This is a genomic window from Limnohabitans sp. (assembly GCF_046052825.1).
Classification (GTDB): domain Bacteria; phylum Pseudomonadota; class Gammaproteobacteria; order Burkholderiales; family Burkholderiaceae_C; genus Limnohabitans.
This window is the reverse complement of sequence record NZ_JAVLFP010000006.1, coordinates 1-12,535: the sequence shown is the minus strand read 5'-3', so window position 1 is coordinate 12,535 and position 12,535 is coordinate 1. Positions and strand designations below refer to the sequence as shown.

13 protein-coding genes are annotated in these 12,535 nt (G+C 59.9%); 3 read left to right on the top strand and 10 right to left on the bottom strand.

The annotated features are described in order from the left end of the window. Together tolA and ACKWJN_RS01115 are read left to right on the top strand one after the other, a co-directional pair. Positions 1 to 678: cell envelope integrity protein TolA (gene tolA, locus ACKWJN_RS01120; protein ID WP_408593725.1), on the top strand; the 678-nt coding region annotated here is incomplete at its 5' end. A 4-nt stretch (positions 679 to 682) separates the two neighbouring features. Next, entirely contained in the window at positions 683 to 1,807 is a 1,125-nt protein-coding gene (locus ACKWJN_RS01115; protein ID WP_408593723.1) for an acyltransferase family protein, read from the top strand. On the opposite strand, the gene ACKWJN_RS01110 is transcribed toward ACKWJN_RS01115, so the two are convergent. The 8 genes from ACKWJN_RS01110 to ACKWJN_RS01075 all read right to left on the bottom strand — a co-directional run bounded on the left by ACKWJN_RS01110 (position 1,797) and on the right by ACKWJN_RS01075 (position 8,993). Next, positions 1,797 to 2,603: a hypothetical protein gene (locus tag ACKWJN_RS01110; protein WP_408593721.1), complete on the bottom strand. Its 807-nt coding sequence runs from the start codon at positions 2,601 to 2,603 to the stop codon at positions 1,797 to 1,799. The two genes, ACKWJN_RS01115 and ACKWJN_RS01110, sit on opposite strands and share 11 nt — an antisense overlap. After that, positions 2,600 to 3,508: a sugar phosphate isomerase/epimerase family protein gene (locus ACKWJN_RS01105; RefSeq protein WP_408593719.1), complete on the bottom strand. Its 909-nt coding sequence runs from the start codon at positions 3,506 to 3,508 to the stop codon at positions 2,600 to 2,602. The genes ACKWJN_RS01110 and ACKWJN_RS01105 overlap by 4 nt, the downstream gene beginning before the upstream one ends. Before the next feature lies 1 nt (position 3,509). Next, positions 3,510 to 4,397 carry a VOC family protein gene (locus ACKWJN_RS01100; RefSeq protein WP_408593717.1) on the bottom strand — a complete coding sequence of 296 codons (888 nt, stop codon included), beginning with the start codon at positions 4,395 to 4,397 and terminating at the stop codon, positions 3,510 to 3,512. 15 nt (positions 4,398 to 4,412) lie between these two features. Next, positions 4,413 to 5,159 (bottom strand): ABC transporter ATP-binding protein, encoded by a 747-nt coding sequence (locus ACKWJN_RS01095; RefSeq protein WP_408593715.1) that lies wholly within the window; start codon positions 5,157 to 5,159, stop codon positions 4,413 to 4,415. Positions 5,160 to 5,162: 3 nt separating this feature from the next. Further along, positions 5,163 to 5,909 carry an ABC transporter ATP-binding protein gene (locus ACKWJN_RS01090; protein ID WP_408593713.1) on the bottom strand — a complete coding sequence of 249 codons (747 nt, stop codon included), beginning with the start codon at positions 5,907 to 5,909 and terminating at the stop codon, positions 5,163 to 5,165. Continuing rightward, positions 5,906 to 6,880, bottom strand: a complete 975-nt coding sequence (locus ACKWJN_RS01085) for a branched-chain amino acid ABC transporter permease (protein ID WP_408593711.1) — start codon at positions 6,878 to 6,880, stop codon at positions 5,906 to 5,908. The genes ACKWJN_RS01090 and ACKWJN_RS01085 overlap by 4 nt, the downstream gene beginning before the upstream one ends. Beyond that, positions 6,877 to 7,752: a branched-chain amino acid ABC transporter permease gene (locus ACKWJN_RS01080; RefSeq protein WP_408593709.1), complete on the bottom strand. Its 876-nt coding sequence runs from the start codon at positions 7,750 to 7,752 to the stop codon at positions 6,877 to 6,879. Before ACKWJN_RS01080 ends, ACKWJN_RS01085 begins: the two co-directional genes overlap by 4 nt. A gap of 98 nt (positions 7,753 to 7,850) precedes the next feature. After that, positions 7,851 to 8,993, bottom strand: coding sequence for an ABC transporter substrate-binding protein (locus tag ACKWJN_RS01075; protein WP_408593707.1), 1,143 nt, complete (start codon positions 8,991 to 8,993; stop codon positions 7,851 to 7,853). A 215-nt stretch (positions 8,994 to 9,208) separates the two neighbouring features. On the opposite strand from ACKWJN_RS01075, the gene ACKWJN_RS01070 reads away from it, so the two are divergent. Then, positions 9,209 to 10,000 carry an IclR family transcriptional regulator C-terminal domain-containing protein gene (locus ACKWJN_RS01070; protein ID WP_408593727.1) on the top strand — a complete coding sequence of 264 codons (792 nt, stop codon included), beginning with the start codon at positions 9,209 to 9,211 and terminating at the stop codon, positions 9,998 to 10,000. Here ACKWJN_RS01070 and ACKWJN_RS01065 read toward each other — a convergent pair. Together ACKWJN_RS01065 and aroC are read right to left on the bottom strand one after the other, a co-directional pair. After that, entirely contained in the window at positions 9,992 to 11,185 is a 1,194-nt protein-coding gene (locus ACKWJN_RS01065) for an MFS transporter (RefSeq protein WP_408593706.1), read from the bottom strand. The genes ACKWJN_RS01070 and ACKWJN_RS01065 overlap by 9 nt on opposite strands. Before the next feature lie 2 nt (positions 11,186 to 11,187). Further along, positions 11,188 to 12,285, bottom strand: a complete 1,098-nt coding sequence (gene aroC, locus ACKWJN_RS01060) for a chorismate synthase (protein ID WP_408593704.1) — start codon at positions 12,283 to 12,285, stop codon at positions 11,188 to 11,190. Between the last annotated feature and the right edge of the window lie 250 nt (positions 12,286 to 12,535).

Below are 12,535 nucleotides of genomic sequence, written 5' to 3'. Positions count from 1 at the left end.
GTGGTCAAACCGCCCCCTCCTGCGCCCGACCGTGAGGCCGAGATCGCCTTGGCCAAGAAACGCAAACAACTCGACGACGAGAAAAAGCTGCAACAGGCCAAAGAGCTTGAGCGCCGCCAAGCCGAGTTGAAAAAGGCCGAGCAAAAGAAGGCTGACGAGAAGAAAGTCAAGCTCAAAGCAGAAGAAGACAAACGCCAACTCGACGCCAAGCGCGAAGAAGAGCGCAAGGACAAAGAGCGCAAAGACAAAGAAGCCAAAAAGCTCCAGGCCCAAAAAGAAGCCAAGCAAGCGGCTGAAGACGCCAAAAAACTAGAGGCCATGCGCGACGACAACCTCAAACGCATCGCGGGTCTGGCTGGGGCCACGGGAGGCGATAATGCCAGCGGATCGGCGTTGCGCTCAGCGGGGCCGTCTGACAGTTATGGCGGCCGCATCCGTGCCCGCATCAAACCCAACATCGTGTTCACCGAAGAACTGGTGGGTAACACCCCAGCCGAAGTCGAGGTGCGTTGTGCACCCGACGGCACCATCGTGGGCAAGAAGCTCGTCAAGTCCAGTGGCAACACGGCATGGGACAACGCGGTGCTCAAAGCCATCGACAAAACCGAGGTGCTGCCGCGCGATGTGGACGGTCGGGTGCACTCGCCGCTGTTGATTAGCTTCCGTCCCAAAGACTGACCGAATGAACCGTTCTTTTGTCATCGATGTGTTGAAACTGCTGGCCGCCCAGCTGATCGTGCTGCACCATTTGGCGTGCTACGGGCCCATGGCAGACGCCGTTCGCAGCGCTTGGCCATCGTGGGTCGAGTACCTCACCCTCGACGCGCGCTTGGCCGTGCAAATCTTTTTGGTGATAGGGGGCTATTTGGCCGCCCAGTCCATCATGGGACGGCGCGGTCAACACACCCCCTTCACGCTGATCCAACGCCGTTATTGGCGCTTGATGCCCGGCTTCGTGCTGGCCCTGTGCTGGGTCACCAGTCTGGTGTGGGTCTTGCGACCCTTGATCTCTGGCGACTGGTTGGTCGAAGCCCCTACCCTGCACGCCGCATTGGCCCACCTGACTTTGCTGCAGTCGGTGCTGGATGTTCCCGCCTTGTCGCTGGGCGTTTGGTACGTGGCCGCAGACTTTCAACTCTATGTGCTGCTGGTGTTGCTGGCGCATTGGCTCAAGTCAGACCGCGCTTTGTCGCTCGGTGTGGCCGCCTTGTGTGTGGCGTCGATGTGGTGTTTCAACCGCTTGGCGAGTTTGGACAACTGGGCGATTTATTTCTTTGGTGCCTACGGCTTGGGTGTGTTGGCCGCATGGGCACGCCGCTCCAGCTTTGACCAACTGGTGTTGGGTGCCGTGTTGCTGCTGGGTGAAGAGTCGCTGTGGTTTGAGCCTCGCATCCGCTTGGCGCTGGCGCTGCTGACCTGCTTGGTGCTGGCCTATGTGAGCATCCACAAGCCACGGCTGGACCGCATCCCACTCGGTCGTGTCAGCACCTTGTGGGTAGACAGTGCCTACGCCATGTTCTTGACCCACTTTGGCATGATCGTGGCCTTCAACGCGGCCTGGGAGCAAGGGCCATGGACCTCACCCATGGCAGCGTTGTGGCTGAGTGGCTTGGCTTGGCTGGCCAGCATGGCCACGGGCGTGGCTTTTCATGTGTGGGTCGAAAAACCGATCACGGCCTGGGTCAACCAAACCCGCCCAACGTGGCAAGCGCACAGCCTGCACACCGCCTTGCGCTCGGTGTGTGCCACGGTGGTGAGTGGCTTGGCGGCGTGGGCGCCAGACAGGTCCTCAAGGACTAAGTTTTAAGCGCGCAAGTCAACTCACGCAGGCTGCGCGCGGCAGCCAAAGTCAAGGTTGACCACAACGGCCACTGGGCACGCCAAAAGTCACGCGACTCTGCAGGGCGTATGGTGTGCACCGACAGCTCGGTCAACCACTGTGCCACCCACAAGGGCGCACGCATGGCCTGTGCTTGGCCGGCCACCCGCTGCACACACAGGGTGAAGACACCCAACTCGCACCCCAGTGACATCCAATCTTCTGTGCCTTCGCTGAGCGCGGATGGCAGGCCCAAAGCCCGAGCTGCCAGCAGTTGCACATCCCGCAGGGGCAAAGACGCTGGCGCCGACGTGGGAAGGAAGCGCAAACGCAAAGCGCGCTCGGCCACAGGTTGCAGGCGCTCCCAAGCCAAGCACACCTCGGCTGCGGCGGGAACTGCGCCCAAGGCTTGAATGTCTGCGGCCATCGGGGCCAAGACATCGTGGGTGACCAAGGCCAACGCGTTGCAAAGCAAATCGGCCGGGTGGTTCAAGGCGTACACCGCCGCCGCCGCTGCGGGGTTGAACAAGCGCACGCTCTCGCGCAGGTGCTTGATCACAGGAGGTTCGGCCTGGCTGCTGGCCGACAAGCTGTCGCGCATGATGTGGGGCACATCGAACAAATCCACCTTGCAGGTGTTGACGATGGATTGCGCGTCCCCCAGCGGCATGTGACCCAGTTCTGCCTGGGCTTGGGCCAGCGCAGCCTCTTGGCGCAGCATGGCCGCCACCAAGGCCCGCTCGTCCAGCAGAGACGACAGGTCTGGACGCAAGGCGTCGTTCATGTGTCCCAACGTGTGCGCCTCAGGCGAATTTGGTTGGGCATGGGCACCGAGCGGCGCAACACGTCTTCACCCAACCACTGGGCCGACTTCCAGGCACGCTGCGCCACGGTGGGCAGCGGCAGTTGCTGGTAGTCGTCGTTGAAGACTTCAAAGCTGTAGTCCCCCCGGTAACCCAGCTTGTACAGACGGGTCACCAAGTCGGCGGTGGCCTCGCTGTGCACGCCCTCGCCGGGGAACACGCGGAAGTGACGCGCGGTGGTCATGCGCTCTTCGAAGGAATGGATTTCTTGCCACATGAAGTCGGCCAGCTGGACCAGAAAAATTTTCTCCGGGTCCAAGATTTCCAACTCATCGAGCGGTGTTTTGGCGGCCAGCATGTGGAACGAGTCCAAGCCAATGCCCAGGTTGGGCACGTCGGCGCGAAACACCACGTCCCACGCGGTGGTGAACTCGTTGATGGTGCGGCCCCAAGACAAACCTTCAAACGCCACCTTGATGCCCAGCGGTACCGCCAGCATGGCGAGTTTGCGCAAGTCGGCGGCGATGTGGTCAAGGTTTTGGGTGGCATGGGTCGAGGTGGACGAGCACACCAGCAACACCTTGGAGCCCAAGGCCGCGCACATCTCCAACATGCTTTTGGCAATGTCAATTTTGTAGTCGTGCAAATGGCCGCTCAAGCCTTCGAAGTCGCGCAACACCTGAAAGCCGGTGACACGCAGGCCGCTTTGTTTGACCACACGCACAGCAGCGTCCAAGCCATCGGGGTGGCCCACCACGTCGCGCGCCGACAACATGACTTGACCAAAGCCGGCCTCACGGATGGCTTTGAGTTTGGCTTCGAGTGGCCCTGCCAGCGAGATGGTGTCCATCCCGAAGTCGTCCATGGTTCCTTGGAATTGGCTCATGTCAGGCCTTTGCGGTGTGAACCAGCTCAAAGCTCAGCGTTCCCAACCAAGTGCGCGTGAGGGCCCCCTTGTCTTCCACGTGCACGCCTTTGGATTCGACAAATTCCACGCCACGGCTGCGCAGTGCGTTGACCGCAGCCAACACATCGTCGGTGCCCAGGCCCACGCGGTGGAAGTGTTCTTCCTCGTCCACGGCCAGCACGCTGGGCTCGGGCTCGATCAGTTGCAAATAAAAGCTGTGGCACGGGCTGCGCAAGATGCGGCCCTTGGGCAAGATGCCAAAGTGCTCGCCGGTAGGCAGGGCCTCAAAGCCAAACAACTCACGGTAGAACTCGGTCCAGTCCTCGGCACGGTCGGTGCCGATGTACTGCACCAAACCAAACACATGCAAACCCGCCGTGGCCGGTGGGTGCTGGTCCACACCAGGAATGGGCGTGAAGTCGACGTCGTAAATCGAAAACTCTTTGCAGCGGTCCACAAAGTAAATGCGGCTTGAACCCACGCCATGCACGGCGGGAATGTTGAGCTCCATCACCTCCACCTTGGTGGGCACAGCCCAGGCACCACGGTCGATGGCACGCTTGTAAGCCGCTGCGGCGTCGCGCACGCGCAAGGCGATGGCGGCAATCACGGGCTTCTCACTCGGTGCCACGCTGTGGGCCATGCCTGCTTCGTGGGCATTGACGATCACATTGACGCCGCCTTGGCGGTACAGCAGGACCTCACGCGAGCGGTGCCGCGCCACGGGGCGAAAGCCCATCATCTCCAGCACCTGCCCCAGCGCTTGGGGTTTGGAGGTGGCGTATTCGATGAACTCAATGCCCTCCATGCCCAAGGGGTTGGGGGTGTCGGCAATCGATTCGCGGTCGAGGGTGGGGGTCTGGGTCATGGGGTTCTCACAAAATCAAACAGGGGTCGCAGCAGCAGCGGTGGTGTGGGCACCGCCCAAGAACAAGCGCTCCATTTGCGGGTCGGCCAAAATTTCTGCGGCCGATTTGTACAGCACCAAGCGGCCCGACTCGAGTGCAATGGCGTGGTCCGAATACGTCAAGGCGCTCTTGACGTTTTGCTCCACCATCAGCACGGTGGTGCCTTGGTCGGCCAGTTTGCGCAAGAGCTTGAACACGTCTTGCACCACGATGGGCGACAAGCCAATCGAAGGCTCGTCGATCAACAGCACCTTGGGGCGCAACAACAAGGCGCGGCCAATCTCCAACTGCTTTTGCTCGCCGCCCGACAGCGACGAGGCCAGCGAGTTCATGCGCTCTTTGACGCGCGGGAAAAACGCCAGCACTTCAGGAATGCGCTCATGCGTGGTTTTCATGCCGAGGGTGATGCCCCCCAACTCCAAGTTCTCGTAGACCGAGAGTTGACCAAACAGGTTGCGGCCTTGGGGCACAAACGCGATGCCACGCGCCAGCAGGTCTTTTTGCGTGGCACCGGTGATGTCGTCGCCGTTCAAACGGATCTGGCCCTGGCGCGGTGTGAGCAAACCGAACAAGGTTTTCAGCACGGTGGATTTGCCCGCGCCGTTGGGGCCGATCAACAAGGTGATGGAGCCCTTGGGCACCGCGAACGACAGGTTGTTGAGGATCATGAAGTCCTTGTAACCGGCCACCACGTCGTCAAATTCAATGCATGCGTCTGTCATGGTTCAGCTCCCCAGGTAGGCGTCGAGCACCTGTTTGTTGGCACGGATGTCAGCGGGTGTGCCAATGGCCAACACCTGGCCTTCGACCATCACCATGATGCGGTGGCACAGGTCCATCACAAAATCCATGTTGTGTTCGATCACCACAAAACTTCCCTTGCGCGTTTGGTTGAGCTCTTTGAGCAAACTGCTGATGCCACCCACCAGCGACGGGTTGACACCCGCGCAAGGTTCGTCGAGCAGCACCAAGTCAGGCTCGCTCATGAAGGCCATGGCGATGTCCACGAGCTTTTGCTGGCCGTAGCTGAGTTCACCGGCTTTTTTGTCGGCCACATGGCGGATGTGGAACTGGTCAATCAAGGCGTCGGCCTTGGCACCCAAGTTGGAGTCGCCCGGCGCAAACATGCGGCTGAACAAGGTGCCTTGGTGCTCTTGGGCGGCGACGATCAGGTTGTCGCGCACCGTCATCTTGCCAAACACTTGCAGTGTCTGAAAGGTGCGTCCCACGCCCAAGCGGTTGAGTTCTAACGGGCCGAGACGGGTCACATCTTGGCCCTTGAGTTCGATCTTGCCTTGGTCAGGTGTGATTTGGCCCAGCATGCTGTTGAACAAGGTGGTTTTGCCAGAGCCGTTGGGGCCAATCACGCCAAAGATTTCACCTGGCATGACCTCGAACGACACGCCCCCCACCGCCTGGATGGCGCCGTAGGCTTTTTTCAGGTCGGTGACCTTGAGTACGGGGTCCATCATGGCTTGACTCCTTGTGCAGCGCGGGCCGCCGAGGCCTCACGGGATTGGCGTTTGGCCTTGAGGCGATCAGGAATGCTCAGCAAGCCATCGGGCAGCCAAATCATCAGCATCACCACCGCAGTGCCAAAGACAAACAAATACCAAGCTTGGGCAAAGCGCAACCACTCGGGCAAGATCACGCCCACGGCAGCCCCCAACAGAGGGCCCAAGAAATAGCCCGGCCCCCCCACCACCACCATGAGGTACATCATGATCGAGGCTTCCACCGTGAACGGTGCTGGGTCGATGAATTGCACCAAGGACCCAAACAAGCCCCCAGCAATGCCCGCATACGCAGCGCCAATGGCAAAGCTGAGCAGGGTGTAGCCCCGAATGTCCACGCCCAAGCTCTCGGCGCGGATGGGGTTGTCGCGCAAGGCGGTGAAGGCCTTGCCCCAAGGCGAGCGCAGCAAGCCCCACAGCAACAAGCCCAACACCACCGTGAAGGCCAGCACCAAGTAGTAGTAGGCCAAGTTGCCGTCAAAGCTCACACCCAAGGCCTGAGGACGTGGGATGTTGTTGATGCCAAAAGTGCCCCCGGTGAGCCATTCTTCGTTGCGCATCACCAACCACACAGCCGTGTTGAAGCCCAGCGTGGCAAACGCCAGGTAAATGGTTTGCACCCGCAAGGCCGGAAAGCCCAGCGCCAAGCCCACCCCAAAGCAGATCAGCGCGGCCAAGGGCATGCCCAACCAAAAGCTGTAGCCCGCTTGCATCAGGATGGCCACGGTGTAAGCACCGATGCCAAAGAAGGCGGCGTGGCCCAATGACTTTTGCCCGGCATACCCCACGGTGAGGTTCAGGCCCATGGTGGCGATGACATAGATCAGCCAATAGGTGAACAGGTAAATGCCGTGGCTCTTGAGCAGCGTGGGCACAAAGATGCATGCCGCCAGGCCCAACAGCCCAGCCAGGAGTCCGAGCTTCTTCATACTTTGCGCTCCACCTTTTGACCGAGCAAGCCCTGGGGCTTGAACAAGATCACGACCATGAAGATGACCAAGGCCACCGCGTCTTTGTAGGCAGGTGAGATGTAGGCCGCAGCCAGGTTCTCGCACACGCCCACAATCACGCCCCCCAACAGGGCACCGCGTGAGTTGTTGAAGCCGCCGATGATGGCGGCGAAAAAGGCCTTGTTGCCCAGCGATCCACCCATGTCGAATTTGGCCAAGTAGGTGGGGGTCACCAAGATGGCAGCCGCTGCGGCCAACAAGGCGTTGATGGCGAAGGTGTAAAAAATCATGCGTGGCACATTGATGCCCAGCACCGAAGCACTCTCGGTGTTTTGCGCCACCGCTTGCATGGCGCGACCGGTGACGGTCTTGGCCAAGAAGGCTTGGGTCACCAGCACCAGGGCCATGGCAAATCCAAAGGTCCCAATGTCGGTGGCCGAGATGGTCACGCCGGCGATGTTGTAGACCTCATCGGGAAACAAATTGGGAAAGGGTTGTGGCTCGGCGCTGTAACCCGCCCGCACGGCGTTGCGCATGGCGATGGACAGACCAATGGTGGCCACCACGATGGGCATCATGCCGTACTTGAAGAGCGGGTCCACCACGCCGCGCTTGAACAACCAACCCAGCACGATGACCGACAGCACACAGCTGCCGACAAAGCTCAGCATCAGCGGAAAGCCTGCGGACAAAAAGCCCAGCATCATGAAGGCGGGCAGCATGACAAATTCGCCCTGGGCAAAGTTGATGGTGCCCGAGGCCTGCCACAGCAAGGTGAAGCCCAACGCCGCCAGCGCATAAATGCTGCCGGTGGCCAAGCCACTGAAGAAGAGTTGCAAAAAGTCGGTCATGGTCAGATCGCTTCAAAATGAAAGAACGGCCTGCATGGGCAGGCCTGTTCTTGGAAGACGCAGCGCGCGTGCGCAGCGTGGTGTGCCGTGTGAAAGGCTTACTTCTTGCCCAAAGCGGGCAGCGTGGCCACCACCACCTGGCGGCCGTTTTTCACTTCGACCAAGAAGCTCTCGCGGTCGAGGTCGCCGTTGGCGTCAAAGCTCACGTCCATGATCACGCCAGGGTGCTTTGCGGCACTGATGCTCAAGCCGTGCAGGGCTTGGGCCACGGCCTTGGGGTCGAGCTTGCCCGCCTTTTCAATCGCGGCCTTGAGCACGTACACGCTGGTGTAGCCCTTGATGCCGTTGTGGTCAGAAATGCTGCCATAGGCCTGGTAGTACTTGGCTTTGAACTTGAGCATTTCAGGAATGGGGGCGTCCACAGTCAAGCCCACGTGGGCCACGGCACCGTTGGCGGCGTCACCTGCGAGTTCGATCACTTTTTGACCGGTCAAGGTGGTCTCACCGATGACGGGTTTGGTCCAGCCTTGTTTCTTCAACTCACGCAGCAAGCGGGCCGACTCTTCTTCGTTGGTGTAGGCAAAGATCGCATCCGCATTGCTTTGCTTGGCTTTGAGCACCGCCGCAGAAAAGTCCACCTGACCGGCATCGGTCGAGATGTCGGCGACGATTTTGGTGGGGCCTGTTTCAAGCAACTTGGCCAAGGTGTCACGACCGCCTTTGCCGAAGTCGTTGTTCACATAAATGACGGCCAAGGTTTTGGCCTTGGTGTTGATGTACTTGGCCAGCTTCGGGAACGACGAGCTTTGGCCAAAGGCGGTGCGGAACACATACGGGTTGCCCTGCTGGGTGATCGCTGCGGCTTCACCGCCTGTGAAGTTGGGCACGCCAGCGCGTTTGCTCTCGGCCATGGACACCATGATCGAGCCCGAGTACACCGGTCCAAAAATGGCCAACACGCCATCGTCCACCGCTTTTTGCGTCAAGCCTTTGGCCACGCCAGGGTTGGTTTGGGTGTCAGAGGTGTTGCTCTCGATCTTTTTGCCCAGAATGCCGCCGGCGTCGTTGATTTCTTTGACCGCCAACTCCACGCCGTTTTTGAACAAGGTGCCCGCAGTGGTGCCGGGGCCCGACAACTCCACGATGTTGGCGATCTTGATGGTCTGCTGGGCTTGGACCAAGCCAGTCATGGCGGCAAAAGCACAGGCGGCAGCCAACTTGAGGGTGAAACGTTTTTGCATCGGGGAGGTCTCCAGGGGTTGTGTGAGATGTCACAGGTTTTGTACACTAATCGCTCAAATAGCGAATTCAGGGGAGGACTTTACGGAATTTTTGATGCGTTAAATTGAAAATTTTCTCATATTGAGCGATTAACGAACATAAATGATCGATGATCGAACGAATCGAGGGTAACTCCTAGACTGAGCTGCCCCCTGGCTCAGCCACCATGCGCACCATGAGTTTTGAATTACCCATTTCGCCCACTGCGGCACCCTTGGACAAAAAAGACTGGATTGCCGGCCTGGAAAAAGGCCTGTCCATCATCGAGACTTTCGATGACGCCCACCCACGTCTGAGCGCCAGCCAAGCCGGCGAACGCTGTGGTTTGACACGCACCGCTGCACGGCGCTATTTGCTCACCCTCAGCCACCTGGGCTATGTGGCCACTGACGGCAAGTTGTTTTGGCTCACGCCACGGGTGATGCGCTTGGGTCAGTCGTATTTGGAGTCGGCACGCCTGCCACGCATCGTGCAACCGTTTTTGCAGCGCCTGACCGCAGGCACGCAAGAGATCTCTTACGTGAGCGTGCTCGATGGCACCGACATTGTGTATGTGGCCCGCAACGGCACCAACCGCGCCATGAACACCGGCTTTGTGTTGGGCGCGCGGGTGCCAGGGCAAGTCACGGCAGCGGGCATGTTGTTGCTGGGGATGCAAGGGGAAGAAGCGGTAGACCAATGGCTCAACAGCCAAGATCTGAAAACTTTCACCTCCTACACCATCACCAACAAAGACCGCATGCGCTTAGAGATGGTGCGCATCCGCGCCCAAGGCTGGGCCATTTCGGAGCAGCAACTCGACCTGAGTTACCGAGGCGTGGCGGTGCCCCTGCGCGACCACAAAGGCGCCTTGGTGGCGGCCCTGAGCGTGAGCATGCCCATGACCCAAGAAAGCGCCGAGGAAGCGGCCCAGCGGGTGCTGCCCTTGCTGAGAGAAACCGCAGCCGCGATGATGAATTTAATTTGAGCGTTTGAACTGCCAAGCACACAGGCAGGCCACGCAGGCGGTGCCCACCGACACCGTGTACACGGTGGACAAGCCCCAGGCATCACTCAGGGCCCCGCCGCCTAAAGCCCCCAAGACCCCTGTCACGCCGTAGCCAATGGACGCATACAAGGCTTGGCCACGACCGCGCAAGCGCCCCGGGAAGTGTTGCGACAACACAGCCGTCGACACGGTGTGCTGGGTGGCAAAGGTGAGCGCGTGCAGCAGTTGCGCCAGCAGCAAGGCCAGCAGCGAGTCGGCCAGCCAACTGGTCAAGGCCATGCGCAGCACCATGGCCGTTGCACAAATCAACAGCCAGTTGGGCAAGCTGAACTTGGGCAACCAACGGCCCTGGGTGAAGAACCACACAATTTCGGCCAGCACCGACACCGCCCACAGCACACCGATCATGGTTTTGCTGTAGCCCAAGGTGTCCAGATAAAGCGAGAAAAACACATAGATGCCAATGTGCGACAGCACATGAAAAAACACCGTGGCAAAAAACCATTGGACGGGGCGCTGGCGCAGCACCGACCAGACAGGGGCTGTCGGGCTGTCGTGATGCACAGCTTCGCGCTGGTCGGGCAACCACCACACACTGAAGTTCAAAGCCAACAAGGAGCACACCGCCCACACGGGGAAGCTCTGCATGCCCTGGTGCTCAAACCAGGCCCCCGCCACAAACACCGTGACCAAAAATCCCAACGAGCCCCACAAACGCACGCGGCCATAGCGCTTGGCGTCGAACGCACCTGTGCTGCTGACCACATGCGCCAAGGCGGCTTCGCTCATGGGCATCATGGCGCTGGTGTGGATGAACATGAGCAGCAGCACCAAGGCCAGCCACCCCACCCCGCCTGTGAAGAGCAAGCCCAGCGAAAAGAACAAGGACGCACCGGCACAAAAGCGCAACAGCTTGACGCGCTCGCCCGTGTGGTCACTCAACCACCCCCAGCCATAAGGTGCCAGCACCCGGGTGGCCGCTTGCACGGCCGTCAACAAACCAATCAGGGTGATGGACAGCCCCAGGTCTTTGAGCCACAGCGGCAAGTAGGGGTTGAAAAAGCCAATGTGGGCGAAGTAGCTGGCCGACAGCGCCGCGAACGGGAACAGTTTGCGCCGGGTCAGTGCTTGTTGTCGCAGCACCCGCTGACCGAGGCCGGACACGCTCAAGCCACGTGACCGGGGATGGCGGGCATGGCGACCTGCACGTCGCCGCATTGGGCGCGGTGGCGCAAGGCGTGGTCCATCACCACCAGGGCCAGCAAGGCCTCGGCAATGGGTGTGGCACGGATGCCCACACAGGGGTCATGACGGCCTTTGGTCACCACCTCGGTGGGCTGGCTGTTTTGGTCAATCGAGGCACGTGGGCTCAAGATCGAACTGGTGGGCTTGATGGCAATGCTCACCTCTAAGTCTTGTCCGGTGCTGATGCCACCCAACACGCCACCCGCGTTGTTGCTCAAGAAACCTTCGGGGCTGAGCGAGTCGCCATGGGTGGTGCCGCGTTGCGCCACGCTGGCAAAGCCCGCCCCAATCTCCACCCCTTTGACGGCGTTCAAGCCCATCATGGCGTAGGCAATGTCGGCATCGAGCTTGTCGTACAAAGGTTGGCCCAAGCCGACCGGCATGCCCGTGGCCACCACGCGGATGCGGGCGCCGCACGAGTCACCGGCTTTGCGCAGGCGGTCCATGTAATCTTCAAAAGCTTGCACGTCGGCACAGGCGGCATAAAACGGGTTCTGGCCCACGTGGCTCCAGCTCTCAAACGGAATCGGCAACTCGCCGATTTGCGTCATGCAACCCATGAAGCGGGTGCCGTATGTTTCTTTCAGCCATTTTTTAGCCACCGCGCCTGCGGCCACGGTGGGCGCGGTCAAACGGGCAGACGAGCGCCCCCCCCCGCGTGGGTCACGGATGCCGAATTTTTGAAAGTAGGTGTAGTCCGCATGACCGGGGCGGAAGGTTTGCAAGATGTTGCTGTAGTCCTTGCTGCGCTGGTCGGTGTTTTGAATCAACAGCGCAATCGGGGTGCCGGTGGTTTGGCCCTCGTAGACGCCAGACAAGATTTGCACTTGGTCGGGTTCGTTGCGCTGCGTCACATGGCGGCTGGTGCCGGGACGGCGACGGTCCAAGTCGTGCTGGATGTCGGCTTCTGTGAGGGCCATGCCGGGTGGGCAGCCGTCAATCACGCAGCCAATGGCCGGGCCGTGGGATTCACCAAAGTTGGTGACTGTGAATAGTGTTCCGAAGGTGTTGCCGCTCATGTGAAGGATTATCCCTGAGAGAAATGGGGGTCAGATCCCGATTCATTTTGGAAACAAATTCGTATTTTGAAAAGCACGGTTTTGAGTTGTGCAAGAGATGCTAAGTTGTATAGCTACTCTTGCCATCCACAGGCGCTCAACGAATGACCATCACACTGTTCAAATCACCAGCAGCCATTTACAAGCTGCTTGAAGAAACACGCGCCATCGGTTTCAACATGCCCTCCGACCCAGTGACCTGCTCGCGTCT

What these genes read in the sequence shown, in the direction of transcription:
- ACKWJN_RS01115 (WP_408593723.1), top strand. Translation starts at nt 683, where the DNA reads ATGAACCGTTCTTTTGTCATCGATGTGTTGAAACTGCTGGCCGCCCAG.
- ACKWJN_RS01110 (WP_408593721.1), bottom strand. Translation starts at nt 2,603, where the DNA reads ATGAACGACGCCTTGCGTCCAGACCTGTCGTCTCTGCTGGACGAGCGG.
- ACKWJN_RS01105 (WP_408593719.1), bottom strand. Translation starts at nt 3,508, where the DNA reads ATGAGCCAATTCCAAGGAACCATGGACGACTTCGGGATGGACACCATC.
- ACKWJN_RS01100 (WP_408593717.1), bottom strand. Translation starts at nt 4,397, where the DNA reads ATGACCCAGACCCCCACCCTCGACCGCGAATCGATTGCCGACACCCCC.
- ACKWJN_RS01095 (WP_408593715.1), bottom strand. Translation starts at nt 5,159, where the DNA reads ATGACAGACGCATGCATTGAATTTGACGACGTGGTGGCCGGTTACAAG.
- ACKWJN_RS01090 (WP_408593713.1), bottom strand. Translation starts at nt 5,909, where the DNA reads ATGATGGACCCCGTACTCAAGGTCACCGACCTGAAAAAAGCCTACGGC.
- ACKWJN_RS01085 (WP_408593711.1), bottom strand. Translation starts at nt 6,880, where the DNA reads ATGAAGAAGCTCGGACTCCTGGCTGGGCTGTTGGGCCTGGCGGCATGC.
- ACKWJN_RS01080 (WP_408593709.1), bottom strand. Translation starts at nt 7,752, where the DNA reads ATGACCGACTTTTTGCAACTCTTCTTCAGTGGCTTGGCCACCGGCAGC.
- ACKWJN_RS01075 (WP_408593707.1), bottom strand. Translation starts at nt 8,993, where the DNA reads ATGCAAAAACGTTTCACCCTCAAGTTGGCTGCCGCCTGTGCTTTTGCC.
- ACKWJN_RS01070 (WP_408593727.1), top strand. Translation starts at nt 9,209, where the DNA reads ATGAGTTTTGAATTACCCATTTCGCCCACTGCGGCACCCTTGGACAAA.
- aroC (WP_408593704.1), bottom strand. Translation starts at nt 12,285, where the DNA reads ATGAGCGGCAACACCTTCGGAACACTATTCACAGTCACCAACTTTGGT.